The sequence below is a fragment of the Parasphingomonas zepuensis genome (assembly GCF_036663735.1).
GTDB lineage: Bacteria > Pseudomonadota > Alphaproteobacteria > Sphingomonadales > Sphingomonadaceae > Sphingomonas.
Window position 1 is genome coordinate 599,625 of the sequence record NZ_JAXOJO010000003.1, and the last position, 24,740, is coordinate 624,364.

Genomic DNA, 24,740 nt, shown 5'->3' on the forward strand with positions numbered 1-24,740 from the left:
ACCTCACATTATGCACCCGTCATAGTCTCTTCGGCCGCTGCTTGAACAGCAGAAGGAACGCCTCGCCGGCGACGAATAACGTTACGCATCGCCGGGTCAGTCGATCATCGGCAGGCCAAGCGCATCGCCGCGTCCGTACCGGCTGTGCGATCCGCTCCCGCAATCCGGGCAGGCAGGATCGCGCCTCGGCTGTTGCAGCCGCACGCGCCTTTCGATCGGGCGGCCCTGAAAATAGCCCTGATAGGCGCCGGGTGCGGCAAGCCCCGTCATATGGAAGAGGAAGTCATTGGCGGCCTGACCCGCGCTGAGCGCGTTCAAGGTGATGACGCTGGGCGCGACCACCCCCTGCTCGTCGGTGTAGCGCTGCCGCTCGCGCATGTCAGCGGAGATGCTCTCGTCGCGGAGCCGAGTCCGGTTGACCGCCTGATTGCACAGGAGGCAGCCGGACGATGGTGTCACCAGACGCACGACGCTGTGCACGTTCACCAGATCGCCGGTTTCGGGGTCCGACTGGATCCGCGTACCGAGCTGTGCGCCGGGCACCAGATATTGGTGGACGATCGCGTTGAACAGGCGGCGCGCCCGGTGGCTGTCGGCGGCGAGAAAGATATAGTCGCAATGCTTCAGCGCCTCGACCACCGCGGTGTCCTCCATCCGGGAGAAGTGCAGCGACAGCTGCGTCCGAGGGTTGGCGCGACGGATCACGCGCGCGGCCAGATCGACCTTGCGCGTGGCGAGGCGATAGCCGAGCCGCCGCATCCAGGCCGGCCGGTCATCGGCGCACAGCCAGGCCATGGCGTCCCAGCCGGTTGCGTCGATCAGGCGCGGCAGGTTGGTTGGCTGCACGCGATCATTGTCGACGAGCACGAAGTGACCGACGCCGAGACGCCCGAGCAATTCGGCGAGGATCGATCCCACGCCGCCCAGACCGATGATCGCCACCTTGGCGCAGCACAGGACTGTCTGCCCTTCGTGCCCGAACATGCGCACCTGACGGTCGAAGCGACCGGGAACGGTACGCGGTTCGTATCGCGGCCGATCCGCGAGGACGACACGACTGGGTCCGACGATCACGAGGTCGGTCAACGTCAGGCGCGTGCGATCCGGCAGCCAGATATCGCCGGCGACCGCGCCTTCGGCGAAGACCAACGCGCCCACCGGAAGGTCGTTGCCGACAATGTCGAGCAAGGCCGGAAAGCCGCGACGATGCGTTTCGAGATCGACATCGGAGAAAGCAACATGGCCGACGCCGCCATGGTTGTGGACTGCGAGATAGACGAGCACCTCGTTGCGGCAATGCCTGATGCATCGGGCGACGAACGTTGCCGGCAGCGCGCGATAGCCGCGCTTGCCCGGCACCCAATCCTTGCCTTCCTCGGCAAGGATCAGCTCGCGGGCGATCAGCGTTACTCCGTGCTTCGAGCGACGAAGCCCGGCGATGATCACCGCACCATGCTCATCGCGATCACCGGGGAACAGATGCGCATGGAGCCGATCGTACAGGTCCGCCGCCATCCGCATTCGGCAGCTCGGGGGCGTTACAGCGATTTCAGCCATCGGATCACCGTTCGAAGCTTGAGTGAGGGTGTCTCGATCGACCAGCAGGACTGATTGTTCTGCCGGCGCGAGACCATGACGGCGGCGCGGGTGTCCATGCCTTCCACCGCCGGCCATTGCTGATTGATGTGGAGCGGCGAGGTCAGCGCGGCCTGGTCGGACCGACTGAGATCGCCCCGCAGATAAAGGGGATAGACATCGTCGTCGGGGCACGCGCTCGACAAGAAGAAGCCAATCCAGGTCGTCGCCTGAACAAAAGGCGCGCCGAGCGACACGTCCTCGACCCTGACGAACGCGCCGCCACACGCGCTCGGCAGAACATCGACCCGGAAACCCGCGAAGGTGGCGCGCAACTCCTCGAGGGCGCGTCGCACGCCGACCTTCAACTGCGCCTCAGCTGTCATCATGGTCATCCACCGCCGAGAAGACCTCGCCGCCCTTGATGAAGACGCGATCATCGTCGCCGACGATCGTCGCGGTGCCATCGGGCTGCTCCTGATCGAGCGTGAAGTCGGGCTCGATCGCGACACCCTGTTCGATCGCGGCGTGCTTGATCTGTGCTCCGCGATGCCAACCCCGCGCCAGGGTGACCCGCTTGTTGTTGACCGTGACGGTGACCGTGCGTCGGCGCGCAATGGCGAGCCGCTCGGTACCGCGCGCCGCCAGATCGATGTCGCTTTCGTCGTCAATCACGGCATCGGGTGCCTCGACCTGTTCGAGCACGAATACCTGATCGGGCGGCAATTGCACGAGCGCACGGAGCTCGGCTTCGTTGATGGCGGGCGCGCCCCATTCGTAACCGCGCGCCTCGAGCGTGAAGAGATAGATGCGGTCGTCAAGAAAGGCGCGAAACGCCTCCTTGCCGCCCTCGCGCAGATCCACCTTCTCGTCGAGGCCGACCGAGGTCGTACCGAGCTTACGCAACTTGATCAGGACGTGTTCGTCAGCGGGCGTGTGGCCCGACTCATTCAAGACCTGGCGTCCGTCGATGACGGGATCGCTGGTGTGCTGGCGAACGCCGTTCACGCTATAGGCAAAACCGGCAGCGTCCGGAAGCGCACTGACCGAACTGATATTGTCGTCACGAGCCATGATCGTTTCACTCCATTCAAAATGGCCGCAGGCAACATCGCGGCCTTGATCGGTGAATCGAAGCGGCAGAACCGAAGCGGAAAATGTCTCCAACAAAAATTCGCCGACTGACTTCGCAATGCCGATCGGCCGCAATAAGCCCGCGCACCCCACACCTGAACCGACGGTTCGATCAGAACCGCGGCCGAACGGTCGACAACACGCATAGCGGCACGACTCGACGAAAACGTCGCCACCGGCGCCATGCTACTGGGCGACAACGAAGTTCGCGCTTGGGCAGTCATGGGGATGAACGTCTTCCTTGGACTACGCTTCGGCATCTGGGCACCGGACCGGCCGATTCACGACGCCGTCGGGACGATAGAGTCGATGCTGCGTGCCGGTCTTCAGGAAAAGCAGTAACGGGAGAGCGTCTGCTTTGCTGCTTGGCAAAATAGTCTGCGAATGACCGAGTTTAGGGCGCTCGGCTGCCGTAGCGCTCTAACTGAATGAACGGCTGGAAACGCAGAGTCGGTGGCCGAAAGCAGCCGGGCCGCTATCCACCAAAGTCGACCTTTCCATGTAAACTAAAAAGCGGCTCCGGAAGGAGCTTCGAGGCTGCTGGGTGGCAAAGACGGGAGCGAAGCCTACCGGCCGCTATCGCTGCCCCCGTCGCGCTTCCAGGAACGCCCGCAACCCGTCGACCGGAATAAGCGTCATCGATCCCACCTTGATGATCTCGATCTCGCCCTGTTCGATCAACTCGTAGAGCTTGGAGCGGCCTATCCCTGTGATGCGGCACGCGTCCTTGATCCGCACCGTCAGGATCTCCGGCGCACTATCGATCATCGGACCGGCTCCTCGCCCCGATCGTCAGCCGCAGGCGGTAGGCTATCCCGGTTCGAGCCCATGTTCCGCAGGACCAAATCCATGAACGCGTTGAACCGTCGCAAGCCAAGTGTCCTCGTCGCCTCATCAAACGGCGGGTTGTGCGCGACCAGCGTCAGTTGATGACGAACGAACAGTTCGAGTATTGCGGCCTGCCTGCTCGACACCGTTTCCAGCCGATGCAACAGGCGCTGCTGGCGATCGAGGCGCGGTCCAAACCGCTCATCGAGCTCGTTCGCCGCCTTGCGGTCGATCCAGGCGCGCAACGCATCGGTCAGGATCGCAGTTTTCGAATTGCCCGGTTTGGCGGCAAGCCGGTCGAGCGCGTCCGACAAATCGTCGGGCAGGTAGAACTGGTGGCGGGTCTTGAACGTCTTCATGATGCACGGACTGTGCGACGCTGTGGCGGCTGATGCTACGGTCCCAGTCTCGCCAGATCACGCCTCGCCTCGCCAACCGAGGTCGATCAGAACGAGCCGATCTCCGGCCCGGATCGACCGCGCCCGATCGTCCAGCTGATGCCACCATCGCGAACGATACCCGACACCTGCTTTCCCAGCGCCCGTTCGAGCACAGGTCGCCATGGCACCAGCGAGAACTCGCGCGACTTTTCGATCACCGCGAACTTCGCGTCACCGACGGTTATCGCGCGATTGTAGATACCTTCGACCTTCTGGCCGGCGTGGCTGGCGGAGAAGGCCAGCCCCAGCTCTTCCGACAATTGGGAAGCCACCCTGCGCAATTCGCGCTGTTGGAGCGCAGTCAACAGGTTGGCACGGTAGCGAACGGTGTCGCCGTCCTGCGCGGCCAGCTGTTGCTCGACCAGCCATTGCCGGCGGCGCGCAAGCGCCTGACGGACCTCGCCACCGAACCCACCGCCGAGCGTCGGTTGCTCGTCGGAGACAAGCGTACGATCGAGCCAGGTCGCACCATCATGCGCTGCCAGCCGATCAAGCGATCGCTCGGAGAGCGTCTCGATCGTTACCGGCGCACGCGCCGCGCGCTGGCGCTCGTGTGCCTCGACGCGCGCAAGGTGATCCCGCGCAATCGTCCAGCTGCCATCGGCATTGCGCTCGGCCACCTTGCTCGCTCTGCGTAACGCTTCGAGCCGACGGACGTGGGTTTGGGCGAACGCCTCGCTGGCGTTCGGATCGTGGCGCAGATGCAGGTCCACCGAGTAGCTACCGCCATTGGCCGAAGCGATATCGGCCACGGTCCGGTCAACCGCCCTGACCTCGATCGGTGTCGGGGTGATACGCACGATGCTGCCGCGGCTCGTCTCTGGCGCACCTTCACCGATATCGACATAATGACTGAGCCCCTCGGTCGCATCGACGATCAGGTAATGACGGTTGCGATGCTCGTCGGACAGACCGCGTGCAATCACCTTGCCGATGAACGACGCGCCAGTCCCGGAGTCATGGATCGCATAGGCGCCAGGTCCCCGCTCGGGCAGGTGCTCGCGCATCTCACGCTGCATTGTGCGGATGATATCGTTCTTTTCCCCCATGCGGCGCAGGACAGGTTCGAGGTCTGCCGATAATCGCCAGTTCCCGCGACGCTCCTCCGCCGCCAGCCCCATGCGGCCGAGGGCCTGGAGCCTGCCGGCACGTAACGACTGTTCGACAGGGTCCGCATGAACCGGGCGCACCAGCCCGTCCTCACCGACCGAGCGGATCAATCGCCGGTCGATGCCGGTGAACCGCTCCGGCTCGATCTCCCGGACCGCCGCGCGGTGCAGTTCCTCAGGAGATCGCGTCCCAAGGTCGAGATCGACCAGCTGTATGGCGCGTTCGCGCAGACCATGGGCCATGTAGTTGCGCGCGACGACGAGGTCCCTGCCCAGCTCGTCCTTGCCGCGCACCACCACGTGCGAATGAGGGTGGCCAGTGTTGAAGTGATCGACCGCCACCCAGTCCAGCTTGGTTCCGAGATCCTGCTCGACCTGGTTCATCCAGCGCCGGATGAGGGGTTTCAGATCGTCATATTCAGCGCCGTCCTCTGGCGCGACGATGAAGCGGAACTGATGGCGATCCCCACTGCCGCGCTCAAGGAAAGTCTTGGCATCGACTGGCTCTTCGCCGGGCCCGTAAAGCTGCCCGCGTTCGCCCTCCCGCGTCGTGCCGTCGCGCTGCAGATAGCGCAGGTGCGCGGCCGCGCCCGACAAGCCCTTCGCGCCAAGCCGGACGATGCTTGCCTTGACTACCGCGCGACGCCCCGTCGCCCCGCTCCGATAACTCGGTGATGACAGCATCGCGCCCGCACCGACGCCGCGCCCGATCCGAACGCCGGTGAAGGTGCCGCGCGATCGGCCATGACTGCCACCGATGCGCCTGGTAGCGAGGTGAATGCGGCGCGCCGCCGATCGGTCCCGACCGATATGGCCAAGCCATAGTTCGAAATCGTCATCGGCCATGATCCGGCATCCCTGGGGCGGCTAAAACGTCCCGATGAAGGAACTCGCAGCACCCGCATCAAGGTGCTCCATCACGCGTGGCGGAAACCCGCAGTTCTCAACCCCTGTGGAGGCATGCCCTGCGGCGTGCCTCCACCGAAAAGGACGTGCAGACCCCGTTAGCGACGCCTCATGGAGGCATAGCTTTCTATCTTGCTATACTCTTCTCCTGCGCCCTAGCTCCGCCACAACGCCCAAACTACCTTCCCAGCCCACGCCCCATTCCCCTGCCACCTCCCGCCGCCGAGGACAAAAAGGCCGAAGCGCGATGCCTGTCCGACACCGCGCCCCGGCCGCGATATTTCGTCATTGTCAGCGCTGATCCGCGAACGCCCTGCGCGCCAGATGAGCTTTTCCGAACGTACGTTTTGCGGTCATCCCGTGTGCCCGCCCATCGCCATCCACGATGCAAACCGCGACGATCCAGCGACCATCGAGACGCCCCATGATCGCCACCCGATCGAGCTGAACATCATCCTCCGACGGCGCTTCATAGCTGCCGATCCAGCGCTCCTGATCCCGCGCATCCCAGGTGAAATCGCACTCTTCCGCTGCAAGAAATCGCCGCGCCAAACCTTCCGCCGCGCGCGATCCAAATTCGAGTTCGAGCCCCGCAACCAGCGCTGCCATCACGCGATCCGATGCCGATCCGACGGTCTGAAACATGGCCATGTGAACCTCCTCGCTTGACGCCTTCATCATCGAAGACATCCATTCGACGGCGGCTGCCGGCGTGCCTGTCAGGGCTGCCGGAGCGAAGCGCAGGCACCGCGAAGCGGCGGCGGAGGAACCGATTTTGTCGCGCTGAAACAAGCAAACGCGCGCGCGCAGCGCGCTCCATCTCGCGGCAAAATTGGAGGGGCCGCCGGCCTTGCACAGGCGCGCCGGCAGCCGCCATGCTTGGACGATCCGAGACGAGCCCTCCCCCATCTCCGCATCATGGGTGCGTCAGTTCACCGCAGTTTCCGGGCGACCGTCATGCCAATGTAGCATCGCCGCCGCACGGCCAATCTCGGTCCAGACGGACCACGGCTGGCGGGTCGCCGAGTCTTTTTGTTAGGCGCGTAGCCTTCGCGGGCACGCAACCTAGTTGTGCCAAATGGTGGCCGCCAGCCGCCATCGAGGGAGGTCGACATGAGTGCACGGCACTGGGTTGGACTGGACGTCGGAGAGGCATTCACCAGCATCTGCGTGCTGGGAGAAAGCGAACCCCCATTAATCGAGTGCTCGACAGGTTCGGGCCCCGACGAGATTGCCCGTGGCCTCTCCGGCATTGAAATCGCCGACATCCAGGCGATGGTGATGGAGAGTGGAGCGTCGACGGAACTGCAGCGACAGCTTCAGCGCATCGGGTATCCGGTGTCCGTGCTCGACGCGCGCAAGACGCATCGGTACCTCTCTATCCGACAGAACAAGACCGACCTGAACGACGCCCGTGGCCTCGCAGAGATCGCCCGGCTCGGCAGATTCTCTCGGCTGGCCGTGCATTGTAGAAGCACCGAGGCGCAGGAACTACGGAACCAGCTCGCCGTGCGACAACGGCTCATCGTTTTGCGCTCGGCCGTCAGCAATTCTCTCCGTTCAATGCTTCGAAATCACGGGAGCGGTATCCGTCAGTTTGGGCGGGGGAAGGCAGCACTTAAGCTTACCGTCGAGGCAGAGCTTATTCTGCTCGAAGGCAAAGGGATGCGCGGAGTGGCAAAACAACTTACGCCGCTGCTGAATGTCTGGGAGGCGATAGCCGCCTACACTGACCGACTGGACGAAGAGATAGAGAGCGCCGCGATGCTAAATCCGGTGACGAATCGCTTCATGCAGATCCCGGGCGTCGGCCCCATCTGCGCCCTCTCATTTTACGCCGCGATCGATGATCCCAGCCGTTTTGAGCGATCGGGCGATGTTGGTGCATATCTCGGAATGGTCCCCAAGGTGATACAGTCGGGCAATGGCCATCAGCGATCAGGTATCACCAAAGCGGGAAGCGTCATGACGAGGAGCTACTTGGTCCTGGCCGCCGGGGTGATGATCTCGCGCGCCAAGACACCGTGCGCGATTCGTGACTGGGGCGTCAGCCTGAGGACCCGCCTTGGATACCGCAAAGCGAGGACAGCGGTGGCTCGAAAGCTGGCTGTTGCGATGCTCAGCATGTGGAAAGGCGACCGAGACTTCGAGCCCTATCCAATCTGATTGAAGAGTTCCGCCACGCGCGGCCGATGAGGACTCCGACCTAGAAATTGGAGCGCAAACTCCGTACCCCCAATTGGAGCCTCATCGTGACATCTGTCAGCGTAGCCCTAATTATGAAGTCGCGAGTTCAGGCTGATCGCTAGCGCGTTTTTCATCGCAAACCCGTGAGCGAAGGAGCCCCGACATCGCGTTCGCGATGCCGGGGCCAAGCCTTGTCCGCTCAGTCGGCGGGGTTCCAGATCACCGCGAACCGGTCCTCGGCCTCGCCGGCGGCACGGCCGAGATTGGCGTAGAGCGTGCGCGGGCCGAACTCCGGTGCCGCCATGCTGAGCGACACGTAATCGCGGCCCGAGGTCTCCGAGCGGCGCAGCCAGCCCGCGCCGATTTCGACGCCTTCTGACAGCACACGGTAGTCGGGCTGGGCGTCCGTCGTCTTGCCGGGATTGGCGACGATCTCGATCTCGGCACGAATGCTGAGCGTCTTCAACTGGCCCTTGAACGAGCCGTCCGAACCCTTGGTCACATATCCGATGGCAGCCATGATGATCACTCCTGTCTGTGCGACACGGGACCGTTCCCGCGCCGACATGCCGACCAGATGGACGGGACAAGGGGCGCCCGAACCCGCAGGCCGAAGCGCAGCGAAGGACCGGAGCGGCGGGCTATTTTGAACCGCGAGGAGCCGCGTCAGCGGCGGGGAAAATAGTCTGTCCGCGATGGTTTCGGGCGAACCGACCGGCCATAGGTCAAAGGCAGTCAAGGCCGGAGACGGTCTGTTTCGTTGGGGGAGTGACGTCGCTGTTACCGATGGGATCGACTTGCGGTCAGGCTGCTTGGGCCAGGGTATTGAGGCGCTCGACGCACGCGCTTTCGACAACCGCCTTCAACACGGCAACGCGCTCGCCCAGCCAGCTAAGCTGCTCGGCGGTGATACGATATTCGCGCGAGTAGCGCGCCTTGATATAGGCCTCGCGCAGCCGCGCATAAGCCTGTCGCCCCTGCTTGGTGCCGGACGGCCAGACCTGTTTCAGCCTCGGCTCCATGTCCTCGGCAAGCGAGCGCAACCGGTTCAGGTTGTGCGTCTTGGGCATGTAGAGCGTGCGGACCAAGAACAGGCATTGGTAAAGCCGCTCGGTGGCCTGATGAAAAAGAAACGCCGCTTCTTTAGGCATGCCTTCTAGACGGGCGCTGTTAGCCAACTTTTCGAAATTGTTCGCGCTAGAGAACCATTCATCAAAATAGACCTGCGTCTCACGCAGCGCCTCTTCCGCCGATAGCGGGTGCGGCTCGACGAACGGATGCCCCGGCTCCTCGAACAGGACCACGCCATCGCGCAGGATATCGATGAAGAAATAGCGGCCCAGCCGCAGCTTCTCGTTCACGTCGTCGAGGCTGTGATAGACGAGGCTGACCGGGGTCCGCAGCACCGTGCCTTCGGCCAGCGCTTCGAGCAGCCGGTCCTCGGTCTTGAGCCAGAATTCCGGCACATCGGTCAGGTCTTCATGATCGACCACGACCAGCAGATCATAGTCCGAGAAGTAGCGCCCGACCGGATCCTCGACCCAGTCGCCGCGCGCATAGCTGCCGAACAGGATGATCTTCAGCAGCGTGCCATTGCGGAAGCGCGGCTGGCTCCGGAACCTGATTGCGCGCGCGAACCCCTCGCGAACGATCTCGACGACCCGGTCTAGCTCGCGCCTCTTGCCCTCGGGCAGATGATCCAGATCGTGCTTCATCGCCGCCAGAATCGCCCGAACCGGCGGCGAAGCCAAGCCCCAAATCGAGCGACGTTCCTGTGGGGCCCCGTCTTCCGGTCGAGATGGACCATGGCATCCGCCATGGCGCGCTCGACCTCCGCCAGTTCGATGCCGAGTTCGTCGGCGATTTGCGCGTAATCACGGTCGCCGAACCGGTGCAGGTCGAACACCGCGCGCGGGCGTTCGGGCATGGTATAAAGCGCGCGGCGCAGGCGCCACAATGCTCGACGGGAGGGTCGGGAATCATCCATATCATCACTCCTTTTCCGCGCGCCGCAGCCGGAACGGCTGAGGCGCGCGGCCGGATTTGAGGGTTCGGCCCGATGCATGGCGGGCACCGGACATCCGGCGCCCGCCCGCCTCACGCCGCCAGCGCCTGCGGTTCGATGGCGCCTTCGCCCTCGTCATCGGGATCCGGAATGGCGAGGATCGCGGCCGGCCCTGTGGGGTCTGGCTCGTCATCATTGCTGGCCCGCGCCTCGATCTCGCGCCCCGCCAGCGCCCGGGCATGGGCCACGACCGTGCCGACACCGCCACGCGCGGTGTAGGCGGATGGCGGGAACGCCATCCAGCGCGGCACCCAGCGCTCGACCTTGTCGCGCCCGCCCGCGCCCTCCAGATGATCGCGGACGATGGCTTTCAGGGTCTTCGTCTTCTCCTTTCCGTTCGCCTCGGCGACCGTAATCCCGGCCACCTCGCCGACCATATCGACCAGCACCTGCCGGTCGCGGATCAGGTCGAACAGGCCATCATCGGCCTGCCACCAGTCCGCCATATCGACCGCAAGGTGCAGCCCGACCGCCTCGACGGCAGGGCTGCCGCTGGCGAGCGTCTCGCCCATGACGATCGCGATCGCCGCCATGACCTCGGTGTCGGGCAGGTCGAGCAACCGGTGGAACAGGCGGACCACGCCCGCCTCGCCGCTCGCACCCCGCGTGACGGTCGGCGCCTCGGCACCCAGCCCGAGAATGGCCAGCACCGCACGGCGTCGCGCGTCGAACCGCGCTTCGCCCACGCTGTTCTCGACGCTCTCGCGCACCGCGTCATTCTGCGTCGATTGCGGCTCGACCGACACACGCCACAGATACGACCCGGCAATGGCATGCGCGACCATCAGCCGCAGCGCCGCTCCCGGCTGGGCGACCAGCGCCGCTCGGACGGCGGCGTGGCGGTGCAGATCGATATAGGTTTGCAAGGTGGTCGTGACCTCGGGCCGTGCGGGCTTCGGGTCGGTCGCAGTCGTGTCGCCCTTCGCCAGCCGCGCGGCCTCCTTCCGGCTGACATAGCCTTCATGGAACACCACCTCGCCGCTCGCGCGGACGTCGATATAGACGCGCCCGCCCTTCTTCTTGCCCGCCTTCTCATATTCCCAGCTGTGGAATTGCTCAGGCAGCGGGACCACGACCGCGTCCGACCACCCGGCCTCGATGAACGCCGCCCGGCGCGCCTCGATCGCTTCATGCTGCGCGGTCCAAAACGCATCGCCATCGGCAAAATAGCGATCCTCGCCGAACAGGTCTGCGATCGTCGCGGTGCCGCTCGCTTCCCAGTCGAACAGGGCATGTTTGACCGGGATCGACTGCCCGCCGAACAGCCAAGCCTTGACCTGCTGGCCGGTCGGCGCGCGGCCCTTGGGATCGTCGGCCAGCGCCAGCCACGCCTTTTGCTGCGCCTTCGAGGCAAGGGTCAGGTGGCGCACCGTGACCCGGTCGAGCTTGTCGCGGCGGTAGAGGTCGCGGATGCGGGGCAACAGATTGCCGAGCGCCAGCACGCGCCTCACCATCAGCTCGGGCAAACCGAAGGTCAGCCCGATATCCTCGATACTGCGGCCCTCCTTCACCAGCCGGGTGAAGCTTTCCCACTGAGTCACCTCGTCCGCATCGAGCCGGGCCATGTTCTCGATCATCGACGCCTCGACGGCGGCGGCGTCATCGCCGTCATCGAGAATGGCGCAGGGCATGGGCTCGACATCTTCGCCCGCTTCCCGGCGCTCGTCGGCGACGATGCAGGCAGCGGTAAACCGCCGCGCCCCCGCGACGATCTCATAGCCGTCCGGCGCGCAGTTCGGGCGCACCAGCACCGGCTGGATCACGCCGCGACGGCGCACGGTCGGCAGGATATCCGACACATCGGGGGGCCTTTTGCCCCGGCGCATGTTGCTCTTGCTGATAACCAGCTTGTCGAGCGGGATGAATTCGAGTTTCATGTCAGTCTCCTTCGGGAGAGCCGGTCCCGCGTCGGGTTAGAGTCGCGGAGCGGGACCGGCTGATCGGCGGCAAACGGCCGCCACGTCAGCCCGCGCCGCCCTCGTCGGACGGGTCGGGAAGCTTGTTGGTCTGGATGGAGAGCAGAAGAGCGTGCATGAGCCGTTCGGCACCAAGGATGCTGCCGGTCCTGCGCGCCGCCTCGGCATAGGCCGACAGCGGAAAATGCCCCTCGAACGCCGTATCGCGCTCGATCCGCAGCCCGAACGGCAGGTCCACGCTCGCGATCTCGGACAGGCTGAACGAGCCAAGCTCGGGACAGCCGAAGCCGAGGTCGGCCAGCCCGAACAGCGTGTCGCCGTCCTCGTCGAGCTCCGTCGCGAGCCAGGTCGCGGCCCCGAACGGATTGAACAGCCGCACGACCGGCGCGGGGTCGGGCTCGGCCCGTCCCTGCGCGACCGCTTCACGGTGCGCGACGGCATTGGCACGCAGCCCTGCGCGAAGCTCGGGGGTGAGAAGGTCGCTCATGCCGCGACCTCCCCTTCTGGCGCACCGCCCTGCGTCAGCGCATAGCGCGCCAGCAGCCAGTCGGCGGCTTTGCTGGCGGCGGACGCGGCGCGGAAGATCGCCCTGTTGTCCTCGCGCAGCACCTCGAGCCACGAAGCGAGGTAATCGGCATGCCGCACGGTCGGCACGATGCCGAGCGAGGCGCAGAGGAAGGCCGAGCCCATCTCGGCGACCAGCTCTTCGCGAGCATAATCCTTGGTGCCGAAACTGGTGACCAGCTTCCGGTCGAGCCGCGACGCATGACCGGTCGCATGCGTCAGTTCGTGCAGCGCGGTGCGGTACCAGTTGATCGGATCGAAAAAGGCGGGCTGCGGCGGGATCTGCACGAAATCGTGCGAAGGCGAATAAAAGGCCTCGTCGCCGCCGATCCGGAACGCCACGCCCGACGCCGCGATCACCTGCTCGGCGACCGGCACGATCTCGCGCTCGGGCAGCGGGGCGGGGTCGGAAGCAAGGCCGTCGCGCAGACCCTCGCACTGCGCCATATTGAACACGGTGAAGCGCTTGAGGAACGGAACGACCCGCGCCGCCTCGCCTGCTTCCCGCGCCCGCTCGCGCTCTTTCTCCGGTGTGAACCGGTCGGCATAGACGACGCAGACGCCGCGTTCGCCCTTGCGGACGCAGCCGCCCGCCTCCTGCGCCTGACGGAACGTCAGCCAGCCTTGCGAACGATACCCAGCCTCGATCACCGCGCTCCACAGGAGCAGGACGTTGATCCCGGAATAGGCCCGCCCGGTGAACGCGTTGCGCGGCAGCGCGGCCCCTGCCCCGCCGGTCCGCCCCCATGGCTGCACCCATGGGATGCGGCCTCCTTCGAGCTCGGCGATGATGCGGGTCGTCACGTCGTCATAGACATTACCGCGCGGGGCGCCGTCCGGGCCCGAAGCGCGCGCTCTGTTGGTCCTGCGCATGGATATTGTCCTCCACCGCCCCAAAAAAACACGGCCTTCCCGGACAAGCGGGGGTGGGCGGCAGCAGCGAAGGACCGGGACCGCCACAGCGGGCGCCGGCACCCGAAAGGGGCGAAACGCAGTGGAGCACCCCGGCGCAGCCGGGGTTGCCGGCGCCCGCGGCGGTCCCAGGACGAAGCGCCGCCCACCCGCGCTTGGCCGGGAAGGCACAAACAACGCCGCCGCGCGCCAGCGCGGCGTCCGCTCAACCTGCGGCGGAGCCGCCCCCAACGGGAAGGGGCCCTCTCAAGGAATGCGCGCCGGATCAGCGGTGCAGGGTCGGGGTCCCGCACGGCGGCGCCTGTCGCCGCGCGCGACCCCGGGCGCACCGCCGGCGCGCAGGAAGAGCGGGCCCGCGGGCCCTGCATCAGGCTCCGGACCCTGCCGTAAGCCTGCGTCGGCAGTGTGCGACGATAGCCCGCTCCATCCGGGGTCCCCACAACGTATCGCTTTGTGAGGCGGTCTTTTGCGTCGGCCTCAGGCCGACCCGCGCCATCTGATCGTCACCGCCAGGCCGAGACCGCACGCAGGAAGGGCTCGGTGGCGCGGCCGCAGCGCCGCGCCATAGAGCAGGGTCGAGCGGCGCCCAGCCGCGCGAGGCGCACTCAACGGAGCGGGTCACCCTCGCCATTTGCTCCGGCTCTGAAATCGTCGGCCTGGCGCGCGGCCGACGGGCGTCGGCAAGTCCAGCATCCTCACGTCGCGGGCGCCTTCGACGCGTACGTTCGCTTGTCGAGCAGGTGCTCGACTAACGCGACCGCCTCGCTACGTACTGAGCCGCCCGGCGATCAAGCTTTATAACCAAAGAGCGGTAGGAGCCGGCTTCGAGCCGGGTCTGCCTGCCTCACCTCCTGCGCTCGCCCAACGAAGCCATTTCTCGGCATTGAAGGCGCCAGTCTGCGATAAGGGCGCGTTTCTAAGAGACCGATCAGGCCAGCTGCGGGCCGGGCTGCCGGGGATCCACGGCGAATTTGGCCAGGGTCGCGATCGTTCCACCGGGCCTGTCGACCTGATCCATGACCTTCACCTCCGCCAGCCAGCGATCCGGCGTGACCGTGAAGAGCTGGTAGCCGCGCTGGTTGTTGAGCAGCTTCACGTTCGGATTATAATCCAGCGCCCGGCTTTCTCCCGGGTAATGCGCTCCACCGGTTCCACCCGACGAGATCGACGTCGCCAGAAACTCGCTGGCGATCGCGGGGCCCTCGAGATCCTGCATGTGCCGGGGCACGGATCCGACGACATTCTGGTGCAGATCGCCGCTGCCGATCACGACATTCGTCAGGCCCCGCCGCGCGATGCCGTCGACGAGCCGCTGGCGCGACAGGGGGTAGCCGTTCCAATTGTCCTTGCCGACGACCGGCGCGGCAGCCCCGTCCCTCCGCGCGTCAAAGGGCATGAACAGCACCTGTTGCGCGATGAAGTTCCAGCGCGCGCCGCTGGCGAGCCCGCGATCCAGCCAGGCCTCCTGGGCCGCGCCAATCATCGTCCGCGCCGGCTCGTCGACCGGATAACAGGCGTCGAGCTGCGCGCGCGACAGCCCCGGACGCTCGCAGAGCTGATCGCTGCGATGGGACCGCGTATCGAGCACGTGCATCCGGGCGAGCGTGCCGTAATCGAGCCGGCGATAGGCGTGCGCGGCGCCGGGCCCCGGCCGCTGCGCGCGGCGAACGGGAACATGTTCGTACCAGGCCTGCAGGGCCGCTGCCTTGCGGCGCGCGAAGACGGCGGGCGGGTTGCCATCCTTGTCGAAATCGCCTGCCCAATTGTCGTCGATTTCGTGATCGTCGAACGACATGACGAAGGCGACGGCGGCGTGGGCCGCCTGGAGATCGGGATCCGCCTTGTACTGGGCATAGCGGCGGCGATAGTCGTCAAGCGTATAGGTCTCGGCGCCGATGTGCTTGCGCGCGCTCGGCTCGGTACGCGCCGCCATCTCGTAGATATAATCGCCATAGTGGAAGACCGCGTCGAGATCGGGCTCCCGCGCCACATGCGCATAGGCAGTGAAGAAGCCCATCTCGAAATCCTGGCATCCCAGCATCGCGAGCCGGAGGCGATCAAGCGGCGCCCCGGCCGCCGGCGCGGTGCGCGCGGTGCCCACCGGGCTCGTCGCTGCGCCCGCGACGAGAAAGCGATACCAGTAAGGCCGGTGGGGGCGCAGTCCATCGACCTCGACATGGACCGAGTGCGCGAGAAGCGCGTTCGCCACTGCCTTGCCGGAGCGCACGATCTTGCGGAAAGCGGGATCCTCGGCAACTTCCCAGCGCACCGGAACGTCGTGCGGCGGCATGCCCCCGTCGGGCGTCTGCGGCTCGGGCGCGAGCCGGGTCCAGATCACGAAACCATCGGGCCAGGGATCCCCCGCGGCAACGCCGAGCGTGAACGGATCGCGCGTGAACCTCGCCTGCGCGAGCAGCCTCGGGGCATCCATCCCGCCGAGGAGCGCGAGCGAAAGGCCGGCCTTGATCAGATTGCGGCGATCGAACTGAGGCACTGCGACGAGACTCCCTTCATGGCGCGGCGCAAACAGGACGACGGACGCGTTCCGGCATCGCTTCGCGACCAGATGTGCCGGGAAGACGGATCAGTCCCGCGAAACCCTACACGGAAAATTGCCGGAAGATGGGCGGCAGTGACGCGGTCAGGGGTTGCCCGTGTCTCCGGCGGGGCGGATCGAAATCGATTTCGGGCCATAGGAAATATCGACGTGGTACGCCGCCTCCACTGCCTGCAGCACCTGACCGGTGTCGGAAACGTGGAAGCGCCCGCTGATCGGAAGCGCGAGCAGGGCGCGGTCCTGCAGCACGATCGGCCGCGTCGAATAGCGTTGCACCTTGCCGATCAGCACGCCCAGCGGGATATCGGAAGCCTCGAACCAGCCCGATTTCCATTCGGGAGCGCTGCCCGCAAGACGCGGCTGCGCGGTGACATGGCCGTCGACGACGCGCGCGCCGTCTCCCTTGCGCAGCACGAGATCGGGCTCACCGGCCACGCCGACCTCGACCGCGCCGCGGTACACCGCGACTGCGGTTCGCGTCGGGCTCTGGCGATCGACGTTGAAGGCAGTACCCAACACCCGCACCGACGTGGTTCCGCTCGAGACCCGGAACGCCCGGGCTGTTTCGTGGCGAACGTCGAAAAACGCCTCGCCGCGCACGAGCACTGCGTCCCGCCGCCACGGCAGGATCCGCACCCGAAGCTCGGTATCGCCGCTCAGATCCACGCGCGAGCCGTCCGCCAGCACGACGGCTCTGCCGGTGCCGGCGGCGGTGCGATAGGTGCTCGTCAAGAACAACGGTGGAATCAGCGCGATCGCGGCCAGCACCCCGCAGGCCGCTGCCAGCGGCGCGGCGCGGCGCAGTGTTGGGAAACGATCGGCCCGCGGCACGCCGATCGCGACCGGCGCGCCGGCCTGCCCGAGCGCTTCGACAAACGCATCGGACTGCCAAAGCGCCTGCAGATCGGCAAACACCTCCCGGTGGCGCGGCGCCGCGGCCATCCAGGCGTCGAAATCGGGACCGGCCGCGGCATCGAACGCCGGCTGATTGAGCCGATCGATCCAGGCCGCAGCTTCCTCGGCGATGCGGGTTTCCGGGTTCATCGGCCGACCCCATGCGAGCCCGTATCCCCTGGCATCGCCTTGTGGAGATCGGCCAGGCCGCGCGTGATGTGCTTTTCGACCGCCTTCAGGCTCAACCCCAGATCCCTCGCTATCGCCGCGCAGCTTTGCCCCTGAAGCCTGCGACGGACAAGTACGTCGCGCCGAAGCGGCGGCATCGCGGCAAGCGCACCCTTCAGGATGGCAAGCTCCTGCCGGCCGACCAGCACCCGATCGGGCAAGGGGGCCTGGCTGGCCGGCTCCTCCCCGCCTTCCGGGACATAGCGGCTGTCTCGACGATGATGGTCGACAAGCAGGTTCGCGGCGATCCGAAAGCCCAGCGCATAGACGCTGACCAGCTTTTGCGTGCGGCTCTGACATACCAGCCGCGACAATGTCTCCTGCACGACGTCCTCGGCCACGTCGGTGCGGCTGGTACGCGCACGCACATAGCGGTTCAGCGCCGCGCCGATCGCGCGCCAATCCTCGGCGGGCGCATCGCCTGCGGGGCGTTCGATCTGATGCTGCGGCGCTGGCATGGGAGATCCGGGTTGTTCTCCCGGCGCCCTAGGGCTTGTTTGTGACAATCTCGGTGAAGGCGCCGTGACGTGCTTCAGCGCTTCGACACGGCTGAAAAAATCGACCTCACTGGTCGCGCAGCTGACAGGTCAGCCGGAAGTAGTGTCGAAACATGCAAAGTATAAACGCTTCCCCGCCAGCCCTAGGGCAAGAAATATAAACGAAACTTTCATGTAATATAAGTGAAACAAAATAGTTTGTCGGGTTTCTCCTCCCCTGCCCGTCTTGCCAACGAACCACGAGGGGGGAAACATGTTCCGCAAAATCCATATGTCGCACATTCTGCTAAGCTCTGCCGTGATGTCCGGCTTTGTCGGCGTGCCGGGCGTGGCGCATGCAGCGTCGCCAGCGCCACGGCAGTTCAAGTTCGACATGCCGGCGCAGGGACTTGGAGCCGCGCTGCTCGCCTTTTCGAGGCTTACGGGGCTGCAACTGGCGACCTCGCCGTCGCTCCTGGAGGGAGCGCGCAGTCAGCGCTTGCGCGGGCAGATGACGGCCGAGGAGGCCCTTGCGAAGCTCATCGCGGGAAGCGACCTGGACGGAAGGATCGTGGGCGGCACGGTCACGGTCGTGCGGCGCATGCGCTACGCAACCGCAGAATTGTCGGCCCCACCTGCCGCAGCCAACGCAGTGGGGGCACAAGCCGGGGCAGACCCGGAGACGCAGCCGGATTCATCGGCCGAGGGCGGGACCGACATCGTCGTCACCGGGTATCGCCAGAGCCTTGCCAAGGCTCTGGAGATCAAAAGGGCGGCGACCGGCTCGCAGGACGTCATCCTGGCGCAGGACATCGCGGCATTTCCCGATCAGAACCTCGCCGAAGCCCTGCAGCGCATACCTGGCGTTGCCATCACGCGCGACAGCGGCGAAGGTCGGCAGATATCGCTTCGCGGTCTGGGAGCGGATTTCACCCGCACCCAGTTGAACAGCATGGAGGTGCTCACCAACACGTCGTCGGGGCTGGACAGCCGATCATCGGTGAGCCGCTCCCGCGCGTTCGATTACAGCATTTTCGCGTCCGAGCTTTTCAATCAAGTGATCGTCGAGAAATCCTATGCGGCGGCGCAGGACGAGGGCGGCATCGGCGGCACTGTCGGCCTGAGCACGGCCAAGCCGTTCGATTATGCGGGGCTTACGGCCGTGGCGTCCGCCAAGGGGCAGGCCAATCAATATACCAATACCCTCACGCCCCGGCTGGTCGGCCTCATATCGGATCGCTGGGGCGCTTTCGGCGTCCTTGCCTCGGTCGCATACAGCACCGCTGAGACGGTCGAATTCGGCTATCGCAACTGGAACTGGTCGCAGATCAATTTCGGGGCTGCCAATGTCGGCCCGAACGTCTCAGCGGCAGACCGCGCCTTGCTGGTCAACGCGACCGGGGCCAACCGCATCTGGAACAGCCGCGCGCAGACCTACGCGACCTTTTTCAACAAGCGCGAGCGGCTCGGCGTCACCACGGCTCTGCAATATCATCCCAATGATCGTACCGACCTCACGCTCGACCTGTTATACGGCAAGCTGAACAATAATCGCCGTTCCGGCGTGATCGGGGCGGCCGGCACCAATGGCGTTTCCGCCAACAACATCACCGGGACCCAGGTCCTGACCGGTGTCACCTTCGACCGATATAACGATATCGTCGGCGCATCCTTCGATCACGTCGATCTGCGCACGGAATCGAAGATCACCGGGGATCAGACGACCTTCTGGCAGGCCGCCCTGAACGGCCACACCGATCTGAGCAGCAACCTGACGCTCAACCTTACCGGCGGCTGGTCGCGATCCACCTTCGACTCGCAATATGCCCAGGTATATCTGGAAGCCGTCGACAAGAGCTACGCGTTTTCGGGCCTGAATACCGGGTCGCCGACCAACAGCTACGGCTTCGACATAAGCGACGCGTCGCAATGGGACCTGCAAGGCCTGGAGACACGTTCCGACCGGATCGAGAGCGAATTCTACAACGGCAAGGCGGACCTTGCCTGGCGCATCGGCGGTGCTTCGACGATCAGGGCGGGCGTCGGATTCAAGCGTTTCGAAAATAGCGGCTGGCAACGCAAGGTCGCGCCCAGCTACGAGAACAAGCCCGGTATTCCGGACGTGCCGACCAGCGTTTTATCGGACAGCACGCTTGCCCCCTATGTCGTCGGCGACGTGCTGGGTACCTATGCCCTGCTGGGCCAGAGCACGACCCTGGACGCGAGCAAGACCGTCACCGGCACCAGCTATGACATTCTCGAGCAGAGCTACGGCGCCTTTCTTCAATATGATCTGAAGACACAGCTCGGCGGCGTCGGAGTGCGCGCCAATTTCGGCGTGCGCTATTACCATACCGACCTGAGCTCGTCGGGATCGGCGCTGGTCGGCACCAATCTGGTACCGGTCGAGGTGAAGCGAAGCTATCATGGCTTCCTGCCGGCCGCGAACCTGGCGTTCGACCTCAGTCGCTCGCTGGTCTTTCGCCTGAGCGGCAATCGCAATCTAAGCCGCCCCGCGCTGAGCGACATGCGTGCTGCGGGCACGCTGAACCTCGCCTCGTTCGGCGGGACGATTGCCGCCGGCAATCCAGGCCTCGCGCCCTTCATCGCCAATTCGGCCGAAGGATCCCTGGAATATTACGACGGAAAGCGCGGATCGCTGGCGATCGGCGTCTTCTACAAATACATGGAATCGTACATCACCTCCGAGACGAGGCTGGTCGCGTATAACAGCACGGGGTATCCGCTGTCCCTGCTCCCCACAGGCGTGGATCCTGCGGTGCTGGTCAATTACACCCGCCCGGTCAACGGCCCCGGCGCCTCGATCAAGGGCGTCGAAATCGCTGCAAAGCGCGACTTCGACTTCCTGCCCGCCCCATTCGACAAGCTTGGCGTGCTCGGCAACGTCACCGTCGCGGACGGATCGACCGATGTCTTCTATTCAGGCGTCGCGGTTCGCCTGCCGTTGCCGACGCTGTCGAAATTCTCGTCCAATGCCACCCTCTATTACGACACCGATCGCTGGGGCATGCGAGGATCCGTCGCGACGCGCTCGCGTTACCGCTGGAGCGATGGCGGCAACGGCAACATCGGTGAATATATCAAGGGTTCGGTGAACTTCGACGCGTCCGCCTATGTCAATCTGACGCCTCAGTTCAAGCTAACGCTGGAGGCGATAAACATCACCAACGAGCCCATCGTCCAATATGCCGACGGAACCGCAAAGCGGGTGATGACGAATACCGTGAGCGGCCGAACAGTAGCTTTTGGTGCCACCATGCGGTTCTAGCGCGATAGATCGAGAATCGGGAAAGCAAGCTTGCATTAGTCTGGCTTGCGGTTCCGACACCTCTAATGAAACGCTGACCGCGGCACAAACTAGCGAAAGCAATGGGACACGGTGTATTACGGTGAGGTTGTTGGGGTACACTGGCGGGGTGCACCACTGTGGCGAGACACATCTGCTTGAGCGACGCAGCGATATCGAGCCGCACCCCGTTCTTGGACCAGCGGGCCGGAAATGCAGACCGGGTCAACTCGACTTTCGATACGATCATCGCGCCGCGCCGCGGCGTAGCGGGCGCAATGATCGGCCGACAATCCATCGTTTCGATACCCCGACGAGTTGAACGCTCGGCGCGACCCCCGTGACTGCGGCGCGTGTCCCGCCGTTTACTTCCCGAACGTTCGGGCGCGAAGCCGCACAGCCCTTACCTGTACCGGATCGGTCGCCGACTTGGCGAGCGCGATGGTGTAGGCACCCGGTCTGATCCTCCATTGTCCGGCCGCAGTATCGTAGTCTGCGAGCAGCCGCGGATCAGCGACAACGGTGATCGTGCGGCTTTCACCGGGTTTGAGCGAGACACGCTGGAACCCGAGCAGCCGCGGCGTTGCCCCGCCGTCAATCGCCTGCAGATAGACTTGCGGCACGTCCGCGCCTTCGCGCTTGCCCGTGTTGCGCACCGTGAACCGGGCAGTGACGGTCTCGCCACCCGTCACGCTAAGGCCTGAATAGGCAAAGTCAGTATAGCTCAGCCCGTAGCCGAAGGCATACATGGGGGCGAGCCCCTTCCTGGCGAACCACCGATACCCGACATCGGCGCCTTCGTTCATTTCGACGGTGACCGGGGTGTCTTCCAGTGTGCCGAAGGCCGGCAGCGTCGGACGCGGCAGCTGCTCGACGGTGTCGGGGAAGGTGATCGGCAGGCGTCCGGACGGATTGACCTTTCCGGTCAGGACTTCGGCAATCGCCTGAGCTCCTTCCTGTCCGGGATACCAGGCAGCGACGATCGCCTTGACCTTGTCACGCCATGGCATGGCGATGGGATTGCCCGTCTCCAGCACCACGATGGTGTTGGGATTGGCCGCGGCGACTGCCTCCACCATCGCGTCCTGTCCGCCCGAAAGCCTGAGATCGGGAGAGTCGAAGCCTTCGATCTCGTATTTATTGACGAACACCACCGCCACTTCAGCGCGGGCGGCAGTGGCAGCGGCTGCCTGCGGATAGAGGCCGGGATCGAATTCGACCTTCGCCTGCGGCACGGCCTTGTGCAACGCATCGACGGGTGCGCCGGCAAACCACCGCGCGACGCGCCACGCGCCCATCTGTCCGGTCCCCCCAATCGGATCGCTTGCAGCCCATCCTTTGGGCGGCAGCCCCTGCGACGACCCGCCTCCGGAGAGGACGCCGACATGCGCCTTGTCGCCGATGACCGCGATGGACTTGGCGCCAGCCAGGATGGGCAGAACCCCGTCATTCTTGAGCAGGACGATGCCCTGGCGCTCGACCTCCAGTGCGTCGGCGGCGTGCGCCGCCATATCGACGGGTGCCTGAGCGACCCAGTCAGTAACGCCGACCGCCTTCATTGAGCGCAGGATTCGGCGCACCATGTCGGAGAGGCGCGAGCGACTGAAGCTTCCGTCCGCCAATTTTGCCTTGAGAGGTGCATCAAACCAGATCTGCTTGTCGAGCTGGTCGCCCGACTGCTGGTCGAGGCCCCTGATCGCAAAATCGGGGCCCGAGACGGCGCCCCAATCGGACATGACCCATCCCTTGTAACCCCAGTCCTTCTTGAGGACAGTGTTGAGCAGGTGATCGTTGCCGCACGCCTTGTCGCCATTGACCAGATTATAGGCGCACATCACGGATCCCGGCCGACCGGTCTCGATCGCGATCTGGAAGGCAAGCAAATCGCTTTCGCGGTGTGCCGCCTCGCCGATCACGGCATTCCACACGTGGCGGTTGGTCTCATTGGAGTTCAGCGCGAAATGCTTGGTGGTCGCTATCACGCCGGCGTCCTGCGTCCCTCTGATCGCCGCACCGCCCATCAGCCCCGACAGCAGCGGATCTTCAGAGACATACTCGAAATTTCGGCCGTTACGCGGATCGCGCATGAGGTTGATGCCGCCGCCAAGCAGGACGTTGAATCCGCGCGCGCGCGCTTCCTTTCCGACCAGGTTGCCGCCGCGATAGGCAAGGTCGGGATTGAACGTCGCCCCCAGCGCGAGGCCGGCCGGCAGCGCCGTCGCGCTGTCGCCCTTGCGTACCCCGAACGGATTGGTGACCCCGAGGCTCGCATCGGTCTCCCGCAGCGACGGCACACCCAGGCGCGGTACCCCGGGAATATAACCCGCGCCCGGTACGACATCCGCCGGCCAGGGGGCGGCATTGTCGCCAAAGCCGGGCAGCCTCAGTGCCATGAAGCCATGGATGACCGAGAACCGCTCGTCATCGGTCATCTTCGCTTCGGTCTCGGCGGCCCAGCGATCCGCCGCCGCCTCGGTCTGGGCAAGCTCCCTGGATGAGACCTGCTGCGCTGCGGCGGCCTGCACCGTCAATGCAATGGCAATGGACACAGTGAGAGGGAGGGACCGAACGGCCATTGCATGCTCCTAAATCGATTACGGTCGAGGGTACCCAGTGCGGCCGCGGACTCGCGATGAACGGCAGATCAGGGGATGACGGATCAGTCGCCGAACAGCGCGTCGCGCGCGAGATTCAGGGCGCCCACCGCATCCTGCCGTAGCTGGGCAGCCTGAAGCGCGTCGAAATCAAGCCGGTCGAGCGCGCGCTCGATGCGCTTGAGGAACCCGATCGCGCTGTTCGCGGCGGCGACGGAGTCTTCGCGGAACGGGAACTGGTCGAGCTGCCAGACGCCTTCCCAATTATTCTTGCGCAGCGTGTAGAAGAATTCGAACAACTCGATCGGATGGACCGATCCGGCGATCATGTCGTCATCCCAGCCACGCATGTTGTCGTTGACGTCCATGCCGAACAGCCGGCCGTGATCGATCGCCAGCTGCGCCGCATCGGCAGGCGATTCCCCGCCATAGAGCGAGTGACCGAAATCGAGCAGGATGCCCACATTTGGCGCGCCCATCCGTTCGATCCCGAGCAGCGTGCGCGCCACTGAGTCGTAGCTCATATGGACGCGCGGTTCGCGCGGCTTATATTCGATGACGAATTTCAGGTCGGGGTTCTGCGCGGCGAGTTCAGCCACGCCATCGACGGACATCGCCCACAGCGCCTTGTGATCGACCTGAAACGGATAGTCCCACCCATCCTGTCCAGGCCACAGCTTCACATAGTCGGCGCCGAAGTGGCGTACCATGTTGGCAGCTTCGTTGCATATCTCGTTGGCGAGCCGCCGGACGCCCGGATCGGGATTGGTGAACGCGCCCTTGGCAAACTGCCTTGTATAGATTTCGGGCGTAATGCCGATCACTGACAGGCCATTGCGCTTCAACGCGGCATCGATGTCCCCCAGTTCGACCTTGCCGCCCGGAAACGGATAATTGATGTCAACCACCGACAGGTCATCGACCGTGCCGGCAAGATCGATCATCTCCAGCAGCGTACGCGGCGGGCCATAGCCGTCCGTCGCATAGCGATCGACATAAGTAGCGAAATGCCAGATTCCGGCGCCGTATCGTTGCTTGGTGCTCATGC

General features: G+C 65.0%; 20 protein-coding genes. 2 read left to right on the top strand and 18 right to left on the bottom strand.

Annotation, left to right across the window (positions count from 1 at the left end):
• Nucleotides 1–96: 96 nt before the first annotated feature.
• The 7 genes from U1769_RS14180 to U1769_RS14210 all read right to left on the bottom strand — a co-directional run bounded on the left by U1769_RS14180 (nucleotide 97) and on the right by U1769_RS14210 (nucleotide 6,901).
• Nucleotides 97–1,557 (bottom strand): ThiF family adenylyltransferase, encoded by a 1,461-nt coding sequence (locus U1769_RS14180; RefSeq protein WP_332717103.1) that lies wholly within the window; start codon nucleotides 1,555–1,557, stop codon nucleotides 97–99.
• A complete protein-coding gene (locus tag U1769_RS14185) occupies nucleotides 1,539–1,961 on the bottom strand; it encodes a hypothetical protein (protein ID WP_332717105.1) in 423 nt (140 codons plus the stop codon). Before U1769_RS14185 ends, U1769_RS14180 begins: the two co-directional genes overlap by 19 nt.
• Complete coding sequence (locus U1769_RS14190) at nucleotides 1,951–2,784, bottom strand: multiubiquitin domain-containing protein (RefSeq protein ID WP_332717107.1); 834 nt, start codon at nucleotides 2,782–2,784, stop codon at nucleotides 1,951–1,953. The genes U1769_RS14185 and U1769_RS14190 overlap by 11 nt, the downstream gene beginning before the upstream one ends.
• A 501-nt stretch (nucleotides 2,785–3,285) precedes the next feature.
• Nucleotides 3,286–3,477 carry a helix-turn-helix domain-containing protein gene (locus tag U1769_RS14195; protein WP_332717109.1) on the bottom strand — a complete coding sequence of 64 codons (192 nt, stop codon included), beginning with the start codon at nucleotides 3,475–3,477 and terminating at the stop codon, nucleotides 3,286–3,288.
• A complete protein-coding gene (locus tag U1769_RS14200; protein WP_332717112.1) occupies nucleotides 3,474–3,896 on the bottom strand; it encodes a ribbon-helix-helix protein, CopG family in 423 nt (140 codons plus the stop codon). The genes U1769_RS14195 and U1769_RS14200 overlap by 4 nt, the downstream gene beginning before the upstream one ends.
• An 86-nt stretch (nucleotides 3,897–3,982) precedes the next feature.
• Entirely contained in the window at nucleotides 3,983–5,932 is a 1,950-nt protein-coding gene (gene rlxS, locus U1769_RS14205) for a relaxase/mobilization nuclease RlxS (RefSeq protein WP_332717114.1), read from the bottom strand.
• Nucleotides 5,933–6,283: 351 nt separating this feature from the next.
• Nucleotides 6,284–6,901 carry a hypothetical protein gene (locus tag U1769_RS14210; protein ID WP_332717116.1) on the bottom strand — a complete coding sequence of 206 codons (618 nt, stop codon included), beginning with the start codon at nucleotides 6,899–6,901 and terminating at the stop codon, nucleotides 6,284–6,286.
• Nucleotides 6,902–7,105: 204 nt separating this feature from the next.
• On the opposite strand from U1769_RS14210, the gene U1769_RS14215 reads away from it, so the two are divergent.
• Nucleotides 7,106–8,158, top strand: a complete 1,053-nt coding sequence (locus U1769_RS14215) for an IS110 family RNA-guided transposase (protein WP_332717118.1) — start codon at nucleotides 7,106–7,108, stop codon at nucleotides 8,156–8,158.
• 220 nt (nucleotides 8,159–8,378) lie between these two features.
• On the opposite strand, the gene U1769_RS14220 is transcribed toward U1769_RS14215, so the two are convergent.
• The 9 genes from U1769_RS14220 to U1769_RS14260 form a co-directional block, all read right to left on the bottom strand.
• A complete protein-coding gene (locus tag U1769_RS14220) occupies nucleotides 8,379–8,699 on the bottom strand; it encodes a DUF736 domain-containing protein (RefSeq protein ID WP_332717121.1) in 321 nt (106 codons plus the stop codon).
• Between the two features lie 283 nt (nucleotides 8,700–8,982).
• Complete coding sequence (locus U1769_RS14225) at nucleotides 8,983–9,894, bottom strand: HEPN domain-containing protein (RefSeq protein WP_332717124.1); 912 nt, start codon at nucleotides 9,892–9,894, stop codon at nucleotides 8,983–8,985.
• Entirely contained in the window at nucleotides 9,891–10,166 is a 276-nt protein-coding gene (locus U1769_RS14230; protein ID WP_332717126.1) for a sigma-70 region 4 domain-containing protein, read from the bottom strand. Before U1769_RS14230 ends, U1769_RS14225 begins: the two co-directional genes overlap by 4 nt.
• 110 nt (nucleotides 10,167–10,276) lie before the next feature.
• Nucleotides 10,277–12,121, bottom strand: a complete 1,845-nt coding sequence (locus U1769_RS14235) for a ParB/RepB/Spo0J family partition protein (RefSeq protein WP_332717129.1) — start codon at nucleotides 12,119–12,121, stop codon at nucleotides 10,277–10,279.
• An 85-nt stretch (nucleotides 12,122–12,206) separates the two neighbouring features.
• A complete protein-coding gene (locus U1769_RS14240; RefSeq protein ID WP_332717131.1) occupies nucleotides 12,207–12,647 on the bottom strand; it encodes a DUF2958 domain-containing protein in 441 nt (146 codons plus the stop codon).
• Nucleotides 12,644–13,597 (bottom strand): ArdC family protein, encoded by a 954-nt coding sequence (locus U1769_RS14245; protein WP_332717133.1) that lies wholly within the window; start codon nucleotides 13,595–13,597, stop codon nucleotides 12,644–12,646. Before U1769_RS14245 ends, U1769_RS14240 begins: the two co-directional genes overlap by 4 nt.
• A 967-nt stretch (nucleotides 13,598–14,564) precedes the next feature.
• The gene (locus U1769_RS14250) at nucleotides 14,565–16,130 is read right to left on the bottom strand and encodes an alkaline phosphatase D family protein (protein ID WP_332717136.1); all 1,566 of its coding nucleotides are present in this window, start codon (nucleotides 16,128–16,130) and stop codon (nucleotides 14,565–14,567) included.
• Between the two features lie 147 nt (nucleotides 16,131–16,277).
• Nucleotides 16,278–17,237: a FecR family protein gene (locus U1769_RS14255; RefSeq protein WP_332717138.1), complete on the bottom strand. Its 960-nt coding sequence runs from the start codon at nucleotides 17,235–17,237 to the stop codon at nucleotides 16,278–16,280.
• Nucleotides 17,234–17,773 carry an RNA polymerase sigma factor gene (locus tag U1769_RS14260; protein ID WP_332717140.1) on the bottom strand — a complete coding sequence of 180 codons (540 nt, stop codon included), beginning with the start codon at nucleotides 17,771–17,773 and terminating at the stop codon, nucleotides 17,234–17,236. Before U1769_RS14260 ends, U1769_RS14255 begins: the two co-directional genes overlap by 4 nt.
• A gap of 292 nt (nucleotides 17,774–18,065) precedes the next feature.
• Here U1769_RS14260 and U1769_RS14265 point away from each other — a divergent pair, with 292 nt between their 5' ends.
• Entirely contained in the window at nucleotides 18,066–21,080 is a 3,015-nt protein-coding gene (locus U1769_RS14265) for a TonB-dependent receptor (protein WP_332717143.1), read from the top strand.
• A 383-nt stretch (nucleotides 21,081–21,463) separates the two neighbouring features.
• Here the strand turns inward: U1769_RS14265 and U1769_RS14270 are convergent, their stop codons facing one another.
• Together U1769_RS14270 and U1769_RS14275 are read right to left on the bottom strand one after the other, a co-directional pair.
• Nucleotides 21,464–23,674, bottom strand: coding sequence for a beta-glucosidase (locus tag U1769_RS14270; RefSeq protein ID WP_332717146.1), 2,211 nt, complete (start codon nucleotides 23,672–23,674; stop codon nucleotides 21,464–21,466).
• 83 nt (nucleotides 23,675–23,757) lie between these two features.
• Entirely contained in the window at nucleotides 23,758–24,738 is a 981-nt protein-coding gene (locus tag U1769_RS14275; protein WP_332717148.1) for a sugar phosphate isomerase/epimerase family protein, read from the bottom strand.
• Nucleotides 24,739–24,740 lie beyond the last annotated feature (2 nt).